This is a genomic window from Nocardioides sp. (genome assembly GCF_030655615.1).
Classification (GTDB): domain Bacteria; phylum Actinomycetota; class Actinomycetes; order Propionibacteriales; family Nocardioidaceae; genus Nocardioides.
Genome location: NZ_JAURVJ010000029.1, coordinates 20158 through 39342 on the forward strand (window position 1 = coordinate 20158; position 19185 = coordinate 39342).

At 59.9% G+C, this 19185-nt stretch carries 18 protein-coding genes; 5 read left to right on the forward strand and 13 right to left on the reverse strand.

The genetic code is table 11. The features are described 5' to 3' along the window. Nucleotides 1-205: 205 nt before the first annotated feature. From Q7T52_RS02545 to gmd, 3 genes are all read right to left on the reverse strand, one after another. On the reverse strand, nt 206-892 hold the full coding sequence (locus tag Q7T52_RS02545) for a hypothetical protein (RefSeq protein ID WP_304799171.1): 687 nt from the start codon (nt 890-892) through the stop codon (nt 206-208). A 346-nt stretch (nt 893-1238) separates the two neighbouring features. Then, nucleotides 1239-2213: a GDP-L-fucose synthase gene (locus tag Q7T52_RS02550; protein WP_304799172.1), complete on the reverse strand. Its 975-nt coding sequence runs from the start codon at nt 2211-2213 to the stop codon at nt 1239-1241. Beyond that, complete coding sequence (gmd, locus tag Q7T52_RS02555) at nt 2210-3250, reverse strand: GDP-mannose 4,6-dehydratase (protein ID WP_304799173.1); 1041 nt, start codon at nt 3248-3250, stop codon at nt 2210-2212. The genes Q7T52_RS02550 and gmd overlap by 4 nt, the downstream gene beginning before the upstream one ends. 500 nt (nt 3251-3750) lie before the next feature. Between gmd and Q7T52_RS20575 the strand changes: the two genes are divergently transcribed. The 3 genes from Q7T52_RS20575 (at nt 3751) to Q7T52_RS02560 (ending at nt 7969) form a co-directional block, all read left to right on the forward strand. Continuing rightward, entirely contained in the window at nt 3751-4392 is a 642-nt protein-coding gene (locus Q7T52_RS20575) for a WecB/TagA/CpsF family glycosyltransferase (RefSeq protein WP_370692283.1), read from the forward strand. A gap of 66 nt (nt 4393-4458) precedes the next feature. Then, nucleotides 4459-5529, forward strand: a complete 1071-nt coding sequence (locus Q7T52_RS20580; protein ID WP_370692278.1) for a glycosyltransferase family 4 protein — start codon at nt 4459-4461, stop codon at nt 5527-5529. Nucleotides 5530-7174: 1645 nt separating this feature from the next. Then, a complete protein-coding gene (locus Q7T52_RS02560; RefSeq protein WP_304799174.1) occupies nt 7175-7969 on the forward strand; it encodes a glycosyltransferase in 795 nt (264 codons plus the stop codon). On the opposite strand, the gene Q7T52_RS02565 is transcribed toward Q7T52_RS02560, so the two are convergent. From Q7T52_RS02565 to Q7T52_RS02575, 3 genes are all read right to left on the reverse strand, one after another. Further along, on the reverse strand, nt 7962-8681 hold the full coding sequence (locus Q7T52_RS02565) for an FkbM family methyltransferase (RefSeq protein WP_304799175.1): 720 nt from the start codon (nt 8679-8681) through the stop codon (nt 7962-7964). The two genes, Q7T52_RS02560 and Q7T52_RS02565, sit on opposite strands and share 8 nt — an antisense overlap. A gap of 134 nt (nt 8682-8815) precedes the next feature. Then, nucleotides 8816-9715: a glycosyltransferase family 2 protein gene (locus Q7T52_RS02570; protein ID WP_370692279.1), complete on the reverse strand. Its 900-nt coding sequence runs from the start codon at nt 9713-9715 to the stop codon at nt 8816-8818. After that, a complete protein-coding gene (locus Q7T52_RS02575; protein WP_304799178.1) occupies nt 9661-10575 on the reverse strand; it encodes an O-antigen ligase in 915 nt (304 codons plus the stop codon). The genes Q7T52_RS02570 and Q7T52_RS02575 overlap by 55 nt, the downstream gene beginning before the upstream one ends. Nucleotides 10576-11380: 805 nt before the next feature. On the opposite strand from Q7T52_RS02575, the gene Q7T52_RS02580 reads away from it, so the two are divergent. Both Q7T52_RS02580 and Q7T52_RS20585 read left to right on the forward strand, forming a co-directional pair. Next, nucleotides 11381-12037, forward strand: coding sequence for an FkbM family methyltransferase (locus tag Q7T52_RS02580; RefSeq protein WP_304799179.1), 657 nt, complete (start codon nt 11381-11383; stop codon nt 12035-12037). 60 nt (nt 12038-12097) lie between these two features. Continuing rightward, the gene (locus tag Q7T52_RS20585) at nt 12098-13201 is read left to right on the forward strand and encodes a glycosyltransferase (protein ID WP_370692280.1); all 1104 of its coding nucleotides are present in this window, start codon (nt 12098-12100) and stop codon (nt 13199-13201) included. 55 nt (nt 13202-13256) lie between these two features. On the opposite strand, the gene Q7T52_RS02585 is transcribed toward Q7T52_RS20585, so the two are convergent. From Q7T52_RS02585 to Q7T52_RS02615, 7 genes are all read right to left on the reverse strand, one after another. Further along, on the reverse strand, nt 13257-15005 hold the full coding sequence (locus tag Q7T52_RS02585) for a DUF4012 domain-containing protein (RefSeq protein ID WP_304799180.1): 1749 nt from the start codon (nt 15003-15005) through the stop codon (nt 13257-13259). A gap of 82 nt (nt 15006-15087) precedes the next feature. Next, a complete protein-coding gene (locus Q7T52_RS02590) occupies nt 15088-15510 on the reverse strand; it encodes a hypothetical protein (RefSeq protein WP_304799181.1) in 423 nt (140 codons plus the stop codon). A 156-nt stretch (nt 15511-15666) separates the two neighbouring features. Continuing rightward, nucleotides 15667-16122 carry a Fur family transcriptional regulator gene (locus Q7T52_RS02595; protein ID WP_304799182.1) on the reverse strand — a complete coding sequence of 152 codons (456 nt, stop codon included), beginning with the start codon at nt 16120-16122 and terminating at the stop codon, nt 15667-15669. Continuing rightward, complete coding sequence (locus tag Q7T52_RS02600; protein WP_304799183.1) at nt 16115-16606, reverse strand: FABP family protein; 492 nt, start codon at nt 16604-16606, stop codon at nt 16115-16117. The genes Q7T52_RS02595 and Q7T52_RS02600 overlap by 8 nt, the downstream gene beginning before the upstream one ends. Before the next feature lie 97 nt (nt 16607-16703). Then, nucleotides 16704-17390, reverse strand: coding sequence for a collagen-like protein (locus Q7T52_RS02605; protein ID WP_304799185.1), 687 nt, complete (start codon nt 17388-17390; stop codon nt 16704-16706). Between the two features lie 85 nt (nt 17391-17475). Beyond that, nucleotides 17476-18324, reverse strand: a complete 849-nt coding sequence (locus Q7T52_RS02610) for a 3-keto-5-aminohexanoate cleavage protein (RefSeq protein ID WP_304799186.1) — start codon at nt 18322-18324, stop codon at nt 17476-17478. A 34-nt stretch (nt 18325-18358) separates the two neighbouring features. Then, nucleotides 18359-19147, reverse strand: coding sequence for an SGNH/GDSL hydrolase family protein (locus Q7T52_RS02615; RefSeq protein WP_304799187.1), 789 nt, complete (start codon nt 19145-19147; stop codon nt 18359-18361). Between the last annotated feature and the right edge of the window lie 38 nt (nt 19148-19185).

Consider the following 19185-nt stretch of genomic DNA (forward strand, 5'->3'; position numbering starts at 1 on the left):
ACTGGGCGTGTTGGGCCATCCCCGGTCCCAGGTGATCGCCTTGCGCAGATTCAGCGGCAGGGTCGCGATCATCTGCGACAGGCTCTTCCTGGTCAGGTCAGCGGTGTGGCGCCCGGAGCAGCTGCCTTGACTAGCACACCTGTTCATCAAAGCGAGCCTGCAGCGGTGGCAATGGCCACCGCTGCAGGCCAGAAGCGCTGCGGGACTAAAGAGTCCCAGTCATGACTCCCGACGTTGCATTAGCAGCCGTGGCTGTTGCCGTGGCGCTACCAGATGTGATCGCGTAGGAGGTGGCGCCACTCGTAGACCCAACTGCCGTGACGAACACCAGGTCGGGGGCGGTTGCCCCAGCAGCCAGCGCCGCCTTTGATACGAAAGTAAAGGTGACGACCTTCGTGGCGTTGTCAATGGATGGCGGCGTTGCCGTCGACAATTCCCAGTTGGTTGTATCAAACGTGTATTGGCCGTGTCCGCGGGCCGTGCCCGAGGTCGTCTGAGGGGCGAGAGTCAGAGTGAGCGTGACGATCTCCGATCCCGACCCGCCGGTGGACTTGACACCCGAAACCGTGGTGGTCAAGAGCGCCGGGTTGGCGATCGTTGCAGGCAAAGTCGTCGCGGTCTCCGTGAAGGAAATGTACGATGTACCGCTCCAGACAAACCACTGCTTACCAGCAGTCTTCACACGATTGCTTGCTGCGAGACCAACGCTCGTAATGCTGAGCACAGTCGGTGTGGAGTAAGCGGCGAACGCCGGTGCCGCTGACATCACAGAGATGACTGGCGCGCTCCATGCCGCGGTGCGTACCAGCGTACGACGGCTGAAGCTTCGGTTGCCCAACGAGACGGGGGCATCTGGGGCTTCAGGGGCGATTTGGGCGTCCATATCGGGCACTCCTTGAAGAGATTGTTTGCGTGGCTGATGCCAGGCGGGCCGTCGACGGCGCCGCTTGCAGACACTAACCCGGTTCAGCGAGCCGCGTCAGCATCTCGTCAATCTGGTGGTTGTCAACGCGAAAAGTTAACGCGCCCGTTTTCTGTGGTTGGCTACCGGCCCGCCACGCAGTGCCGCGCTGCGGGACGGCCCGTTCGTACAGCACGCGTTCACCATCGCGGTACCTACGGAGCGGGACCGGGCGACGATAGGGCAGACACGATGCTCTCAGGTCCACCTGCTCGCTAGCCCGTGACAGTCAAGTCATGTCCTCTGAATAAGTTGCGCGTCCAACTCAGGGGCATCATCAACCAGCCTCGCGCAGTCCGCTGGCGTTCGAGCGGTACCAGTCAACCGTCCTCGAGATCCCGTCTCGCAACCCGATCGACGCGGTCCACCCAGCGTCCCGCAGCTTTGTCACGTCCAGCAACTTTTGCGGCGTGCCGTCAGGCTTGGAGACATCCCATTCGGTCCTCCCCGTAAACCCAACAACCTCGGCGACGGTGTCGGCAATCTCTCTGATCGTGTTGTCCCGACCGGTTCCCACATTGACCTGCGCGGGGCCGTCATAATTCTCCAACAGATGCAGGCAGGCCGCTGCCATATCGTCCACGTGGAGGAACTCACGCCGAGGCATGCCGGTACCCCAATTGGTGACAGTGTCGGCTCCCGCTTGGAGGGCCTCGTCGTATCGACGGATGAGCGCTGGGAGAACGTGGCTGCCGGTAGGAGAGAAATTGTCGCCCTCGCCATAGAGGTTCGTGGGCATTGCCGAGATCCATGAGCGCCCATACTGCCGGCGAACCGCCTGAACCCCGAGGATTCCTGCGATCTTGGCAATCGCGTAAGCATCGTTGGTCGGCTCGAGATGCCCGGTTAGTAGTGCTGACTCTTCAATGGGTTGTGCAGCCATCCTGGGATAAATACACGATGAGCCGAGAAACAACAGCCGTTCCGTTCCGAACTGCAACGCTGCATCCATGACGTTGGTCTGTATTCTCAGGTTATCCGAGAGGAAGTCGACCGGGTAGGTATTGTTGGCTAGAATTCCCCCCACCTTTGCGGCAGCCAACACGACGTACCGCGGATTCGTCTCGGCGAAGTAATCAAACACGTCGCTTCGTACCCTCAGGTCAAGTTCAGTGGATGAACGGCCACGAAGATCGTGAAACCCGCTTGTCTGAAGGTGCCGCACAATAGCTCCGCCAACAAGACCACGGTGTCCCGCGACGTAGGTCACTGCCTCGCGGTCTAGAGGTCGCACCTCTTTTTCGGCGTTCACCGAGAAGGGTCCTGCATCGGCCAGCCAGCCAACCGCACGGAATCAATCCATGGACGGCCTTCGTGCTTGAGAGCCTCAATATCTGCGTCAACCATTATTCGAGCGAGTTCGGCCGTATCTACGGCTGGCTTCCAGCCCAGTTTGGCCTCCGCCCTGGAGGCGTCGCCCACAAGCGCATCAACCTCAGTCGGTCGTAGGTACCGTTCATCAAACCGCACGTGCTCCTCCCAATTGAGCCCGGCGTGCTCGAAGGCCGTAACGACGAAGTCGCGGACGGTGAAGTTTCCGCCGGTGGCCAGCACGTAATCATCAGGCTCATCTGCTTGCAGCATCCGCCACATGCCTTCTACGTACTCCGGGGCATACCCCCAGTCACGAACCGGGTCGAGGTTACCGAGATAGACGTGGCTCTGTGAGCCAGCCTTGATGCGAGCAACTGCACGAGTAATTTTCCGCGTGACAAACGTTTCGCCACGGCGAGGTGACTCGTGATTGAACAAAATACCGTTTGTGGCGAACATCCCGTAACCTTCACGGTAGTTGCGAGTCACCCAATACGCGTACACCTTGGCGGCGCCATACGGCGAGCGTGGGTAAAATGGCGTCTCTTCGTTCTGGGGAGGGGGCGTCGCACCGAACATCTCAGAACTCGAGGCCTGATAATAGCGACATTGAACCCCCGCCATCCGGACGGCTTCGAGAAGCCGCATGGCTCCGACTCCGGTGGTATCACCGGTGTGCTCAGGCTCGTCAAAACTGACGCGGACGTGCGATTGCGCTGCCAGGTTGTAGACCTCATCAGGTCGGATCTCCGCAATCAAGGTTACGAGTCGAGCTCCATCCGACAAGTCTCCGTAGTGCAAGAAAAGTCTGGCGTCACGGTCGTGCGGGTCCTGATACAGATGATCAATACGCGCCGTGTTGAAAGTCGACGCACGGCGGATTAGTCCGTGCACCTCGTAGCCCTTCCCAAGTAACAACTCGGCCAGGTAAGACCCATCCTGGCCGGTAATCCCGGTTATGAGTGCTTTCTTCATGATTCTCCCTAAGGCCGACTGACCAATGCTTGCAAGTCTGCCCAGTTGCGCTGATCGCCAACTGGTGGCAGAAGCCTCGCACAGAGGTCCGTTCAGCGCGGTCTAACGTTCCGGTTTCGGGCCCGGACCGCCGATCAACGTCGCAGTGCTGGGCGTCAGGGCGCGCGCACCTGAACCGCAGTTCTTGGCGGACACCTGCATCAGCTGGCCGGACCGTTACGCAGGCAAGACTCAGAGTCGCCCTCAACACACCACCCCTTGATCGCTGTTCATCGAGACGTTGCGCACTCCCCGCGGCCAACTGGTGCGAGACTGACTACTGTGTGTGCCATGAGGTCCAGCGAACCCGCGATGACACAGGCCAGGTAGTGCAGCAACCCGCTAGCGAGCGCGCCACTAAGCAGTTCGCCAGGATACCTGTGGCGACCCTCACTTCCGAGGCGGCGATATCAGAACTTATCAACACTGCTCTGCACGGGCCCGCGACCACTTACCGTCTTGTGAATGCCGGGACGCTGGACGCCGCGTCCCGGGACCCGGCGTACCAGCGGCTCTTGGCTGGGGAGGGCGTAAACCTTCCAGACGGTCGCCCCCTAGCTTCCGTCCTGCGTCGCACTCATCCCGCCGATCAAGTCTGCGAGCAGGTGCGAGGACCATGGCTGTTCGAGACGTGCCTCGATCGAGGCCGCGAGTTTGGGCTCCAGCATTACCTGCTCGGGTCTACCGAGGCCACCATGGTCGAGCTGCAACGTCAGATCGCCGTCAAGTTTCCCGGGGCGTTGGTTGTCGGCACATACTCGCCACCATTTCACCAACAGACACCAACTCAGGTTCAACACCAAGACCACCGGATTCGCACCAGTGGCGCACACATTATCTGGGTTGCGCTTGGTACTCCTAAGCAAGACGCGGAGGCTCTACGGATTCTTCGCAGTACAGGGCAGACGACGGCAGCCGTTGGCGCAGCATTTGACTTCACAGCAGGAACCAAAGCGACGGCACCAAAGTGGCTCACCACCCATCATATGGAGTGGTCGTACAGATTGTTCAGCGAGCCACGCCGACTCTGGCGCCGCTACCTGATCGGTAACACGCGGTTCGTAATACTGACACTACGTCACTGGTTTCAGAATCGAAGTTGACAAGTCGTGCATATAGCAGTCGTACACAGCTTCTACTCGGCCGACCAGCCAAGCGGTGAAAACACTATGGTTGCTGAGCAGGTCGATCTTCTTCGACACCACGGCCATCGAGTCAGTTTGATTGCACGTCGAACCGACGACTACAAAGGGTCGACGCAATATGCGATGGTGGCCGCTACCAGAGTCGCCACCGGCTACGGAGCATCGCCTGCTCAGGAGCTTGCCGCCCTGCAGCCTGATGTTGTGCACCTGCATAACACGTTTCCAAATTTTGGAACGAGGTGGCTCGAGCGGTGGGGAATGAAAACGGTCGCGACCTTACACAACTACCGTACGGTTTGTTCCGCGGGCACTCTATTCAGAGACGGCCAGGAGTGCTTTGAGTGTCTTGGACCGTCAAAGTTGCCCGCTATCAGGTACGGCTGTTACCGCGGGTCGCGTAGCCAAACGCTGCCCCTCGCAATCGGAGCCACGCGAGTGGGTGGTTTCCGACCCATCCTTCGTCATCCAAAAACGTTGGTTGCTTTAAATGATCAAATGGCTGAGATAATCGCATCATACTCAGGACGTCCCGTAACCGTTATTCCGAATTTCGTGTCCGATGCAGATGCAAGCACTGCCCACTCCGACTCCTGGGCTTTCGTCGGGCGGCTGACGGAGGAAAAAGGACTGGTTGATCTGCTGGCGAACTGGCCACCTGGCCGGCAATTACACATTTACGGAGACGGGCCCCTCCGCCCTCTCCTGCAGAGCCAGCACTCCGCTGAAACGGGCGTTCACTGGCACGGGCTAGCGAATCGCGTCGATCTGCTTAAAACCTTAGGCCGATTTACCGGACTCATTGTTCCCAGTTTATGGTCTGAAGGTTTGCCAACAGTTATCCTCGAGTCACTCGCTCGTTCGGTCCCGATAGTAATCTCCACCAGAGTCGCAGCAGCTCCCGCGCTCATAGCAGCGGGGGTAGCGGTCCCTATGTCAGTCGGGCCGATCGCGAGGGATGGTCTGATCGACGCCTTGAATCAGGTACAGGGACGAGGCGACCAAATGAGACGCCAGTGTCGCGTGTACCACAGAAACACCTTTAGTTCTCAAGCGTGGCTCGATGCAATAACGGCGGTGTACGACAAGTTAGGTTGAATATCGGTTAAGCGTGCGCCTAGCTGACCCGAACCAAACTATGATGCGGTCAAGTTCGGTATGTGGCCTGATACAATATCGCACAATTAACACGCTTCAGGCGGGCGGCCAAACTCATCGGCTTGGCGCGAGCGCCCCGCTGAATGAAGTTGCATCGATTCCCGGATGACCGATCCGTCAAACTAACACTCGCCCATGTGTTGACGAATGGACTACTTTCAATTCAACCAAAAAAGTGTGCGTAAACAGCCCACGCCACAAAGAAGGCGTCGGTGAGATAAGACTTGGCTAGCACTTGAATCCACCAACGAAGGGCAATCTGAGTTGCAGTCATCCTTCAAGAAATCAGCCGTTCAAGTCGTGGGTTCTGCCGCACTCGCGCGAGTGATTGTGGCAGCCTGCCAACTAACAGTTGTGCCGGTGGTCATTGGGACGTACGGCCACAGTGGCTACGGGACATTAGCCACCATCTTGTCGACATCCTCGGTCCTCGTGGTAGCCGATCAAGGCTTAGCAGCTGGCGTTCGGACGTACGTCGCGGAAGCTGCGGCCTCAGGAAGTCTAGAGACAGCAAAAACGGCCATTCGGCTTGGCGCGCGCCAAACGGCCAAACTCACATTAGCCGTTTGGGGGATCGTTGCCATTGGCGAACTCACTGGTGCATGGACCCCAGTGCTAGGGCAGCAATCCCATCTAATCAGCGTGTATATCAGTATTTGCGCAAGCCTGATCTATTGCTCAGTCATCTTCAGAGCTCTAGAGGGCCTCGGCAAGACCGCCTGGGTCGCACTCTTCCCGATCTTAAACGCGGTATGGCTACTCGGCGCGGCTATTAGTTGCAAAATTCTTGATGCGCCATTCGTCGCGATAGTGGCCCTTGCCGGGGCTGCGAATCTACTTGCGGCCATTTGCGGGGGGAGGCTTTTAAAGAGCCAACTGACCGAACACTTCGACCTACGGTCGCAGCAACGAGTGACCGCCGCTAGCGTGACTTCTAAGGAAATATGGGCAACCACTTGGCCTATGATGATTATCTCGATTGGTATCACAGCGTCGTTCAGTATCGACCCGATCGTAATTACCTCAACCTTAGGGGCGCGAGTTACAGCAGACTACGCCGTGGTTGAGAAACTATATGCCATTTCGTTCGCCGTCATGACAAGCGTCTTTCCGCTTCTATGGACTCACTTCGCGACATCTCGATCCGAGGGACGAGTCAGCGTGTCCGCGGTTCTTCGGGCCGCCTACTCGTTGGCCGCGGGCGCGACTATCCTAGGGGTCGGCCTCGTGCTGGGAGGACCTTACTTCCTACAGGTCTGGCTCGGGAACGAGGTCAAAGATGCCCGTCTGCTTCTCATCGCATTCGGAGCACTGCTTGTGTCGTTCGCACTTCAGTTGGCGCCAGCTGCGGCCATGAGCGACGCCCACGGACTACGGCGCCTTGCTCTTATAACTAGTCTTAGCGCTGGCGTAAACGTTCCAATCAGCATTGTGCTAGCTGAGAGTATCGGAGTCACAGGGCCAGTCTGGTCGTCGGCTGCCTGCCTTTTGCTGATTCAGGTGGTACCAATCTGGGTTATGATCATCAAAAGATTTCCGCATCACGATCAGAGGGCTATCCAAAGTCATAAGGCTGGTAACTGAAATGAAGTTCGCTGTGGTGACACCCACCTACAACGCATCTCGACACTTGGCGCCAACGGTGGAAAGCATAATTTCGCAAGACGGATTGCAGGTCGGACGCCACACCTTGGAATACGTGATTCGAGATGGCGCGTCCACGGACAGAACGGTCTCCATCGCACGCCGGTTCGAGTCTCTTGGAGTCAGCGTCTACAGCGAGCCTGACAATGGCATGTACGACGCGCTTCACCGCGGTCTTTCACAGGTCGAAGGCGCGGTTTATTTCTACCTCAATGCCGGCGACTTATTACAGCCAAACGCATTCAATCTAGTGGCGGAGGCCGTTAGTCGCGGTGCGAACTGGCTCACCGGAATGGATGTCTACTATGACAATGCGGGCAATATTGTGAATGCCCGTCGGCCACTTCGATACCGTCGCAAATATCTCAGGAAATGCTACTACGGACGCACCTTGCTACCAGCGGTTCAACAGGAGTCAACGTTCTGGACCGCTGATCTAATGCGTTTGGTGGATCTACAGGAACTATCAACATATCGACTAGCTGGCGACGCATTCCTGTGGCACACCTTCGCGCATTCGGCGGACCTCGCTATCGTTGACTACGCATTGGCCGGGTTCAAATACCATGGCGAGCACTTGAGTTCACAGGCAACTGTCTACGCGGCCGAATGTGAACGCTTCGCAGGCAAAATTGGGTGGTCGGACCGCGCATTAGCTCTCGCTGAGCGCACCCTTTGGGACTTGCCACCTCGATTTACGGACAGACAGGCACGCTCAGGCCGGCTGCCTAACTAATAAAGCGCGCTATACCCTTCTTGAACTTTTTATCCTGGACTTTGCGCTGTTCTGGAGTCGCGTAACGGACGTCGTTTCGCAGCGATGAACTAGTTGGTACAAAGACAAGGTCGACCTGGGCTAGAGCGCCATCGAGAGGCCGATATTGCGACTCGATAATATCGTAAATCGAAAACTGATTATCAGTCATAAAGTCAATAATCTCAGTAATCGAGGCGCCATCCTGGAAGAACTGAAAGAGTGAACATTCAATAACTGCCACAGCGGTGCTTTCCAGTACCGATTTTGCGCCTCGCAAGACAGTCAGTTCAGCACCCTGCACATCAATCTTGAGGAGAAACTGCCCAGTGCGTTCAGTGACTAACGAGTCAAGCGCGATGCTATCCACGGTTCTTTCAACCGATCCAAAATCGTCAGCCGACTCCGCCAAAAGAGACGAGCCAAGCAAGTCACGGTGAACCTTGAGAACTGTAGGCTGATCATCTGATCCGATTACACCAATGAATAGCGTGGCACGTTCGACCGACTTGGAAACCTCACTGAGAGCGGGCTCGAACTCGGCAAGCGGCTCTGCGAGGTAGTGGTGCGCATCGGGGAACGTCTCAAGCAAAGCAAACGTCCCGAACGCAGCCCCGACATCGATGACTACGTTTGGCCGGAACCCAATATCTCGCAGGACTCTGAGGCTACCAGCTAAGGCGTCTCTGTTCACCCCTAAATATGGGTCGGCCGAGGGTACTCGACCAAACTGCAGGCCGTGGGATCGACGCCGAACCTCTAGTCCCAAAGCATTTAGACTCAGCAACATTCGCTGCCGCAACACCGCAGTTGGACGTGCACGAGGCATCATAGTTTCGACATCGCTCCCTGTACATTTTGTAAACTCGTCGGAGAACTCATCCAGTCTAACTTCAAACCCACACCGTACTTCTGGGCGCGGCGTTCTCGAACCTTCGAACCGTTCAGCATCTTTCTCGAGAGGTGATCGACGTTCCCAGCAAAACGCAGCACGGGGGCAAAACGTCGTATCGCTGCTACGCCATACTTGCGCTCTAGCCCGACGATCTCCACGTCATCGGATGGCGTTGCTATCGCCGTCACATTGGCGCCATGGTTCAAGAACACACCAATGGGTTGTGACAGATAAGTGAACTTTACCCCCTGGGTCCACAAGCGGAGCCATAAGTCCCAGTCCATTACCTTGCGTAACTCGGGGTCCCACGGCTCCTCCCCCAGGATAGATCGTCTGATCAAGACCGAGCAGGTCGGGACTACAGTCCCGTAATTTCGCAGTGCAAACGAAGACAACTCGCGTAACGCAACAAGCCGCTGAAATTCTGCGTCTCCATCAGCCAGCAGAAAGTCGCCAAAGACCACATCAGCGTTTGTCTGCATCGCACGGCGATGCAGAGCCGCGAGCGCGCCGGGGAGGTAGAACTCATCTGCATTCAACCACGCAATCCAGTCACCCGAACTCCTGCTGAAGGCCTTATTCAAAGCGTCGCTCTGACCTTTGTCGCTTTGTGAGTTCCAAAGCAAACCACCATACGTATTCAGTATCTGGGGCGTCTCGTCGGTCGAGGCGCCATCCATTACGACGTGCTCCACGTCGACCTGATCCTGAAGTCGCACTGAATCAAGTGACATCCTTATGAACTGCGCATAATTAAAACTTGGTGTAAGTACCGAAATCATCCTCGAAAGTCCTCCATCCGATAGTTGGCTCTCGCCTCTCGTGCTCTGCATGCCAGCACCCCAGCTGCCCACCAAAACGGCACGCTGCCAAAAGGTGACTCTAATACGACTCCCAGAGACGCCGGAATAACTAATGATACAGCGACGAGCGCGGCTATAAGTCCCAGATCGCCCTCGTCCTTCCCGAGGCCACCCGTTCTCCAAGCGAACGAAAGAACGACGGCGACCATCAGCGTTAAGAGCGCAAGCCCGATAATGCCTAACCTTATAAAGCTTCCCAACCAGTAGTTGTGCGGTGACCTCGTCGCGGTTTCTCCACTGTCTAGCTGATAACCACCGCCGACAAGCAACCGGCCGGCGGGCGTCTCAGTCATGAAGTCTGGTCCGAAGCCAACTCCGAACGCCGTCTTCGACGTCGAAGATGTTCCATATTCGACTAGATACGACCATGTCCTCTCCCTGGCGTCAGCCGTACCTCGACCGCTAGCAGCCAGTGCTTGAGACTGACTACTGGTCTGGATGCCAGGTATGACGCCTGCGAGTCGCGCCGTGGCAGCAGTGCTTGGCTGCACAATAATTAACCCGACGATTACTGCCGCGAGCCCAAACATCATCAACTCGTTGCGCTTGCGCAGTGAGCGCCGGCGCTTCACCGCGTGACGAAGTGCAACGAGCACTGCTACCGCCGCACCTAACGTGCCAGCGCGCGACTCGGACACGACCAGGATGGCGATCGCCGACCCGACGATTGCAACGTCAACCATCCAGTACTTCCGCTCGCCTGAAACTACCCGATGCAATGCTAGGGCAAGCGCAACTCCGACAATCGCGGTATCGAAATCACTTCGCGTCTCAAATATCGGTACGCCATCAACAACGGGCGTGATCGTTGCAATCGGAGGGTACAGCACAAAGCTGACTAGACACCAAACGAGGTGACCATATAACCCCGCGACCAAAAGTCGTGACGTACGCCGCTTCGCGTCGGGTGATGCACGTGCATACGACGCCCAAGACACCCCCATAGCCACGACGTAAGCGTACGGAACAAAGTCACGAATAGAATCTCGACTTATGTCTGCTGACCACAGGTACCGTAAACCAATGTAGGAAACAAAGACCAAAGCAGTCGTACCTAGTATGCCGCTAGTAGATTTGACCCGCGGGTCAAACTTACTTAAAGAAAGCAGACATGCTAGCGAGCCACCCGCGAGCAACACATCGCCAATATAGACTCCAGAGGACCCGATATGCGACCCCCACCGACCGCCGAACAGTAGCAATGCCACCGCGGTGGTCCCATACAAGCGTCGATTCGTCTCGGTCGACACCCGAAGTTGGCTCATCCCGCCACTCTTGGTCACTCAAGGATTCTAGCGGCTACCAAAGCGCAGATGTCGAGATCCGACGAATCGTGAGAAGGTCGGCACAGCAGGACGATGCGCGGCTATGGTTGGACTATTGATTGTTCCAGTGTGCGGCAACGTAACACTGCGACTCTCGCGGATGCCCTCGATGATGTGCACAAGCTTCGGAAGGATATGGCTGATCATGGCAAGTGGACAAAGTCTTACGCGGAGGCTGCGGAATCGCGCGAAGCAGGAGGCTCGTGCACGATTGGGTGTAAGCATTGAGGCAGTCCGTCCTCCGACAGTGACTCTATGGGAAGCCCTAGTAAGTTTCGAGGATTCTGCCCTCGCAACGGATAGTCTCGAGTTGGCCAAGTCCGAGTTTGTGGCCTTCTGCCTCAGTAACTATGCCTATTCGCATGCCCAACTGAAGCAGGACTTGTTTGTGCTATTCCAACTGGCTGAGAAACGTGATGGGTTCTTTGTTGAGTTTGGTGCCACCAACGGTGTTTCTCTGAGTAACAGTATGCTGCTTGAGAGCCGATATGGCTGGTCTGGGATTCTGGCGGAGCCTGCCCGGGTTTGGCACGCGGAACTGAGCGTGAACCGGGCATGTACCGTCGATCACAGATGCGTTTCAGATAGCACTGGTGATTTCGTGTTGTTTAACGAGACGGTCGTTCCAGAGTTTTCGACAATTGAAGTCTTGTCGGCGGCCGACGTGCATCGGAGGAGACGTGAGGGGGGGGTTCAGTACGAAGTAGAGACCGTGACACTAATCGATCTGTTAGATAGTCACAACGCTCCGGCGGAGTTTGACTACCTGTCTGTTGACACCGAAGGCTCGGAGGCGACGATTCTCGAGTCGTTCGACTTTGACCGCTTTCGCCCAAAGATTATTACGGTCGAACACAATTTTCACACGGAGAATCGTTCCCGTATAAACGTGGCTCTGTCAGGTAGCGGATACCATCAAGTGTGGCCGGAGTTCTCGCTCTGGGATGACTGGTACGTGGCGCTATAGTGCTCGCATGTGTGGCCGCCCTGGCGTCGACGCGCGGCAACGAAATTTAGGTTATCTAAGATGAAGATATTGCACTACTACGCTCAGGCCCTAACCCACGAAAGTGGTGTCACAGCGGCTATCTCGCTCTGGGCTGACCACCAGGTCGATCATGGCCACGAGGTCCGGATTGCCGCTGGGTCTGGGCAGATCAGGAGTAGCGTCTATAACGTTCCGGTGGTCCGGGTGCGACATATTGGCCGTGGCCGATCCACGTACGTCCCCAGCGTATGGAAGCTTGCTAAGTTGATGAGGTGGGCAGATATTGTTGTCCTGCACGAGGGTTGGACAGCAAGTCATTATGTTGCAGCTGGCTTGGGTCTTCTCACGCGTCGCCGCTACGTAGCAATGCCTCATGGTGTCTACGAGCCTGGCGTGATGGCCGGCCTGCGAGGCCCCCGCTTAATACGTCGGGCATTCGAACGACTCTTCCTCAGTTGCGCTTGGAGAGTTCACGTTTACTTCGACGGTGAAACCAACTTGGTCTCGCACCTGAGCGGCCGAGCCGTCTGCATGGTAGCGCCCACAGGCTTTGATCCTGTCGAGATTCGGCCAACAGCACCAGGGGCATTTGACGCGCGGACGCCCAATTCAGTCGAGTTGCCTTACGTCTTTTGGTTTGGCCGGATCGATCCTCACCATAAAGGTCTCGACGTGCTCCTGCGCGGTCTAGCGCTTGTCCCCGAAGGTGTGCGTCCCCGACTTCGTTTGGCCGGTTATGACTATGGCAACGGCCGCGCAACAGTCGCTGAGTTAATATCCGAGTTGGAGCTCACTGAGTTTGTGGAACTAGGCGAGCCTGTCTTTGGTGACGAAAAGGTTGCCGCCATCAGGGGATCGCTGGCTTATGTTCATCCCAGCCGCTGGGAGTGCCATTCGATTGCTTTCCTTGAGGCGATGGCGCTGGATACCCCTGTGTACATAGGAGCGGGGTGCCAGATATCCCGCTTAGCTCATAACACCGGGGCTGCAACGATGGTCAATAGCGAACCCACTGCCTGGTCTCGGGTTCTCAGAGAGATGAGCGAAGGTGATCGGACGGTTCCATCGCGCGACGAGTTCTGGAAGCAGTTTGAGTGGACCCACGTATTGTCAGTCACAGACTCCGAGTATTTTGGCCGGTGATAACTAGACGACGCTGGCCCTGCGTGCACCCCTCTATGCGCGACGCGCGTGATTGCTAGCAGGCGCTCTTAAACTGACTATCGAGTGTACCGCCAAGCACACTGGGGGTAAGGCCGACCTTCCCACTCCCTGTTTGTTTAACAGCGGTCTGCATCTTCCACGTCACTCGGGCATCGTCAATGGTGTCGATTAGGATACTGATAGTCACGACTGGGCGCCCGTCAATCTGGAGGCCGTACTTGGGATCTAGAGGCTCGCCGTTCAACCGGACATCGCTGATCGATCCGCCGTACGGCCCGTATATGCGTGCGGTGACGAGTTGGCTTCCAATCGGGATCCCATATGCGTCCCCTCCCGTCACGTAGTCTGGAAGGGCCCGTGCGTCCCGAGGGCTGATTGTCTGATTTAGTGTCATGGTTCCCTCGAGCGCTTGAACGCCGCTTAGGCAAGACCTAGATTCCACGCCCGCGAAGTACCGCAAGTAGTAAGACATTTTCGAGCCGGTCGCGTCGTTAAGTCCAATGTCGACATGTGGAACCGCGCCGTCGTCACCCGTCAACTGCCCGAGGATTGAGGCGCCATTCAAGCGCTCGACTTCGGCAGGGTCGGTTGGCGCCAACAGAAAGCGACGTTCGCGAACGGCTCGCGACAAGCCTTGAACGAAGTCTATGGGCGACGCAAGGCGACTGGTCGACGCACTGAGAATCGCCCGAGCGACCTCTTGAAATTGTTCGTCCTGCTTCGACGGGTCAGTTATCGACAGATATGTGTTGCTAAGCAACTCGGGCACGATGTTTTCGGCTGTGAGCGTCAGTTCACCTGCCTGCACCGGCCCGGTTCCGGCCATGAGGTAAGACATCGCCACTGGATCGAGTGTAAGAATTCCGTCGAGTTCCACGGCCGGATAAGTGCGACTCCAGAAAGCGTTGAATAGGGTCGCTGCGCGTGGAAAATCAGGAATAAAATTTGGGTCTTGAAAGAATAGGGCGGGCAATTGATCGTACACGGCGAGTTCTTCGTCGGTGAGTTCGGCAGCGGATTGATTGTTGTTTAGTTCCGCTGCAGAGCCTTGCTCGCGCAATTGGATCTTGCCGTTTTCAACGTGCACGCGCGCCCACGACCCCGGCAGACCACCAGTCGACCGAATCTCAGCGTTATTCTGGAAGATGAAGAGGTAGTTACGGGGACCATCTCCACCGAGCATGTTGGGCAGCACATCAACGGCCGTTTCCGCCGCGCTGAAGTCGCTCGCGATTCCGGCGAGTCTCTTCGCGTAATCTGCGTATCGAGTACTCAGGGCGGGCATGAAGTCCTTGGGGTCATGGGCGCTCACCAACCCGGAGGCATGTCGCATCGCCCGCGCCGCTCCGGAAATCGGGCCCTCCAACTCGGCGACCTTCGCTGGGTCAATCTGACCGTCCTCGACTAGCCCGTCGAGTGCGTCAACCGTGGCCGCTAACGGACCGATGGCTTCACGCGCTACGAGATCGATCGATGCGCTCAGCGCCTCCACCCCCGAGGCGTCGTCCCCGTACACGGGCAGCTTGGTCATCGCTGACCACCACAACCCATCGGTATAGCCCTTTGCCGAGGAAGCGGACGCCTGCAGATCGGCGACCGCCGTGTCACGCGCGCTGTCGTCGCCGTTCTCTACGGCCGCCTGCAGCCGGTTGACCGCATCCTCGGCTGAGCGGAGCTCACGTTCGGTTCGCCACGCCAGCCACGCTGACCATACGGCCGCAAGGATGATGACTACCACGGCGACCACGAGTAGCCGACGGAGAGTGAAAAAGCCCTTCTTCAAGACTCATGAGCCTTCCGCAAAAGTGAGCCGTACCCCGGCACTGGTGCCGGGGTACGGATCGGAACGTAAAGCGAAGCGCCGGTCAGCGCACCTTGAACTGCACGTTGGGGCTCTGCGAGCTCTTGAAGATCGTGTTGGGACGCGCGTTGTAGGTGACGCGGACGTTCCACGTGCCCTTGGCGTTAAAGGTGCGCGCAAGCACGATCTTGCCGGAGGTCGGGACGGTGCGGGTAGCGAACTGGGCGGGGCCGCCCACGCGCTTGAAGCGGAAGGTCACGGTGCCGACGGGCTTGGCATTGGAGCCCACCGTCTTGACGGTAGTCGTGAAGGTACGACGCTTAGGGCCGTTGCCCGCGGGGGACGACTTGAGGGTCGTCACCGTGGCGCGGCAGTCCGGGTACTGCGGGTTGCCGCAGATGGCCTGCGCCGGTGCCGAGCTGATAGTGGCGACGAGGCCGGTGGACATCAGGAACGCGGCCAGCAGGCCGAGGATGAGCTTCTTCATGGTGTATCTCCCTGGCACGGTGACCGAGTCGAGAGTGAGTGCGACGAGCAGAAGTAGATCACACGTATCGTGTTTCCCGAAGGCGGATACCAAAAGTACTGTGTGAACCTTTGTTAACGCCAGATTTCCTGCAAACTCCTGGGGGCATGACTCGCTTCACCCTGCGCAGCGCGAGCACCGCCCAAAGACCGTGAGGTGGCCGATGTCGGCGACGAACCCCAACTCGTCTGCGAGCCGGTCGGTGAGCGCGGACGCCAGGTCGACATCGACCGAGGTCACCTGGCCGCAGCCTCGGCACTTGAGGTGGAAGTGCTCGTGCCCGCTGACCGAGTGATAGGTGGGCGCGCGGTCCGACAGGTGGGCGTGCCGCACGAGGCCGAGGTCTTCGAGGACCTCGAGCGTGCGATAGACCGTCGAGGCGTTGACGGACGAGACCCGCTCCTGCACGTGAGCGAGTACTTCGTCGGGTGTCGCGTGGCCCAGGTCCTCGATCGCCGCGAGGATGAGCTCGCGCTGCGGCGTCAGCCTGTAGCCCTTGGCCCGCAGCTCGGCCCGCCAGTCGCCGGTCGCCGGTGCGGTGACGTTCGGGTGGGTGTGCTCTGCCTCAGGCACGCTGCAATCTCGCCCACAGGTGTGGTTGCAGCGGCTGTCCCATCGCCTCCATGTCGTAGGCGTAGAGCAGATCGCCCTCGACGTTGCCGTAGAGCCGGTGGCCGGCGGTGACCTCCTTGGCGGTCTCGGTGAAGCCGACGCCCGCGGTGTGCAGCTCCATCTTTCCGGCCTCCGCGACGCCGTACCAGATCTCGGCGAAGCCGGTGTTGTGGCTCAGCACGAGCTCGAGCTGGCCCTCGGGCAGGCAGCGGAGGAAGCCCGTCTCCTGGGCTGCCTCGCGGACCTTGTTGCCCTCGGCGTCGAGGACCCAGGACCGGGCGAAGTAGTGGAAGAACGGGCGGCCGTCCTGCTGGAAGACCAGCTCCTGGCCGTACTCGTAGGGCTCGATCGTCGGGTAGTCGCCGTGGCCGTTGCCCTGCCAAGTGCCGAGCAACCAGACCACCGGGCCGCAGAGGGGGTGGAGGTTGTCGGGGATGTTGAACATGCCCCGAGTCTAGTGACCAGGACGCGCACGAGCGCCGGGACCGATGGTCCCGGCGCTCGTGTCGGCGTTGGTGTTCGGATGGTGCGGTGGAGCTGGGTCAGCCCTTGTCGGTCTGACCGGCGCCACGGTTGGCCGGGCGGGCCGGCGCCTCGGCGCAGGTGATCTGCAGGACGGCGGTCTCGGCGACCCCGGTCGCGTCGCCGTAGGCTACGGCGCCGGTGATGTCCTCGTCGATCGAGACCTGCAGCGCCTTGTTGGAGACGGTGTAGAAGCCCCAGGCGCCGATCAGGATGTAGCCGTCGTCGCAGAAGCCGGAGACGATCTCGCCGCTGGTCGTCGCGGTCACCGGGGCACCGAAGTTGTCGAAGTAGACCTCGCCGAGGCCGCCGGCACCGGCGGGACCCGCGGGGCCCTGGGGTCCGGGAGGTCCACCGGGGGTGCCGGCGGGGCCCTGGGGTCCGACGGGACCGGCAACGCCGGCGGGGCCCGTCGCGCCGGCGGGGCCGACCGGACCGGTCGCGCCGGGCGCGCCGCGCTCGCCCTCGGGGCCGGCAGCACCGGTCGCGCCCTTGTCGCCCTTGGCGCCCTTGAGCGCCGTCTTGGCGGCGGCGCTGAAGTCGCCCGTCTTGAGGGTGCCGTTCTTGATGTCGGCGGTGGTGATCGTGTTGTTCTTGATGTCGGCGCCAGTGATCAGCTTGGCCGCCATGGCGCCGGTCGAGCCAGCAGCCATGAGGGCGGCGACGACGGCGATGGTGGCGGGGAGGGTCCGCTTCAGAGATGTCATTGACGGAGACTGCGGTCCAAACGGGCCATTAGTCCATAGTCCTTTGTGGCTATGGCGCTGCTGGGGTGCGTCGGGGTAGTGAACGTCAGGCGGCGGGTCGGGTGCCGAGCAGCGCCCGCGCCTCGTCCGTCGTCATCGGCCGCCGCTGCGCCAGCGCACCCATCGCGACGGCGCGCTCGACGAGCTGGGTGTTGCTCTGCACCGGAAAGCCGCGGGCGAGGGTCAGCACGTCCTCCATCCCGACCCGTAGGTGACCGCCCTTGCTGAGGACCGCGAGGCCCACGGCGAGGGTGGAGCGGCCGATCCCGGTCGCCCCCCAGGACGTCACCTCGGGTGGGAGCGCGGCGACGCCGGCGACGAGGGCGTCCGCCGTACCGGGCATGCCACCGGGGACGCCCATCACGAAGTCGCAGTGGACCTTGCCGCCGTAGGGCAGGCCGTAGGTCTTGAGCAGCCGCGTCAGCGAGGTCACGTGGCCCAGGTCGAAGAGTTCGAACTCTGGGACTACCTCGCGCTCCTGGCTCAGCTGGTAGAGGTCGCAGACGAAGGGCCACGGGTTGGAGAAGACGTCGTCGCCGAAGTTGGTCGTGCCCATGGTCAGGCTGCACGAGTCGGGGGCGGCGTCGAGCACCTTGAGGCGCTGGTCGAGCGGGTCGTGGACGCTGCCACCGGTCGAGAGCTGGACGACCAGGGCCGTCTCCTGGCGCAGACCCGCGACGGTGTCGGCGAGCCGCTCTCCGTCGAGCGTGGGGGCGTGCGCGTCGTCACGGATGTGGACGTGGATCATCGCGGCGCCCGCCGCCTCGCACTCACGGGCCGCGGCGACGAGCTCGGGCAGGGTGGTGGGCAGCTGGGGACAGTCGGCCTTGCTCGTCTCGGCCCCGGTGGGGGCGACGGTGACCAGCAGAGCCTCAGGCGGTGGAGCGGACGGCATAGAGCCGACTCTGCCAGAGCACCTGCGTGGTCGCTCAGCCGGCGAGGGCCTCGTCGACGGCTCGCTGCACCAGGCTGAGCAGCCTGTCTCCTCCGCGGTCGATCCGGACGTCCTGCGGTGCGTCGCCCGCGAACGGCTGACCTGGATCCACCGCCGTCGCGCCGATCCGCTCGGCCTGGGTGCGGACGAGCGCGGTCACGCGAGCCAGGTCCTCCGGCTGCGGGTCCAGGCCCCTGCCGAGCGGCAGGAGGGCCACGACCACCGCATCCGGGTAGGCCGCTCGGATGTTGGTGAAGACCTCCGTGGTGCTCGCCTCGACCTCGTCGGGCGGGAGCTCGAGGTCGTAGGCGCCGGCGCTGACGAGGACCACGTCAGGCACGGCTGGCTGCTTCTCCGCCACCGCCAGCATCGTCGCGACGTTGGGACAGGCGGGTAGACCACACGCCTGGGCCGGTCCGATGGCCAGGTAGCCGGACTGCGGCCGGGCCCGGAGGTCGACCTTCCAGCGCCCCTCCCCCAGCCGCGTGACCCAGCGCGGCTCCTTGCCGGCGACGCGCAGGGTCTCGTCGCCGAGGGCCAGGACACGGAGGGCGCCCGCTGGATCGGCGGGCCCTGTGGTTGGGGTGGAAGGGCCCGTCGGCACTTCGTCCGACGGCTCGACCGTGGGTGAGCTGACGTCCGACCGCGCAGCCTCGTCTGCGGACGACTGCACCGGACCTCGGACCACCACGAACGCCGCGAATGCCACCACGGCCACCGCCAGGACCGCGAGGCCGACGTCGGCAGGCCAACGCCGGTCACCGGGGTTCATGGGCGCGATCATGGCACGCTTCGAACCGCGCACCTTTGCGGTTGGGGGTA

Bases quoted from the DNA above. Each gene is read 5' to 3' on its own strand.
- Q7T52_RS02615 (WP_304799187.1), bottom strand. From the start codon at position 19,147: ATGATCGCGCCCATGAACCCCGGTGACCGGCGTTGGCCTGCCGACGTC.
- Q7T52_RS02570 (WP_370692279.1), bottom strand. From the start codon at position 9,715: ATGCAGAGCACGAGAGGCGAGAGCCAACTATCGGATGGAGGACTTTCG.
- Q7T52_RS02590 (WP_304799181.1), bottom strand. From the start codon at position 15,510: ATGAAGAAGCTCATCCTCGGCCTGCTGGCCGCGTTCCTGATGTCCACC.
- Q7T52_RS02610 (WP_304799186.1), bottom strand. From the start codon at position 18,324: ATGCCGTCCGCTCCACCGCCTGAGGCTCTGCTGGTCACCGTCGCCCCC.
- Q7T52_RS02600 (WP_304799183.1), bottom strand. From the start codon at position 16,606: ATGTTCAACATCCCCGACAACCTCCACCCCCTCTGCGGCCCGGTGGTC.
- Q7T52_RS20580 (WP_370692278.1), top strand. From the start codon at position 4,459: ATGGTTGCTGAGCAGGTCGATCTTCTTCGACACCACGGCCATCGAGTC.
- Q7T52_RS20585 (WP_370692280.1), top strand. From the start codon at position 12,098: ATGAAGATATTGCACTACTACGCTCAGGCCCTAACCCACGAAAGTGGT.
- Q7T52_RS02560 (WP_304799174.1), top strand. From the start codon at position 7,175: ATGAAGTTCGCTGTGGTGACACCCACCTACAACGCATCTCGACACTTG.
- gmd (WP_304799173.1), bottom strand. From the start codon at position 3,250: ATGAAGAAAGCACTCATAACCGGGATTACCGGCCAGGATGGGTCTTAC.
- Q7T52_RS02605 (WP_304799185.1), bottom strand. From the start codon at position 17,390: ATGACATCTCTGAAGCGGACCCTCCCCGCCACCATCGCCGTCGTCGCC.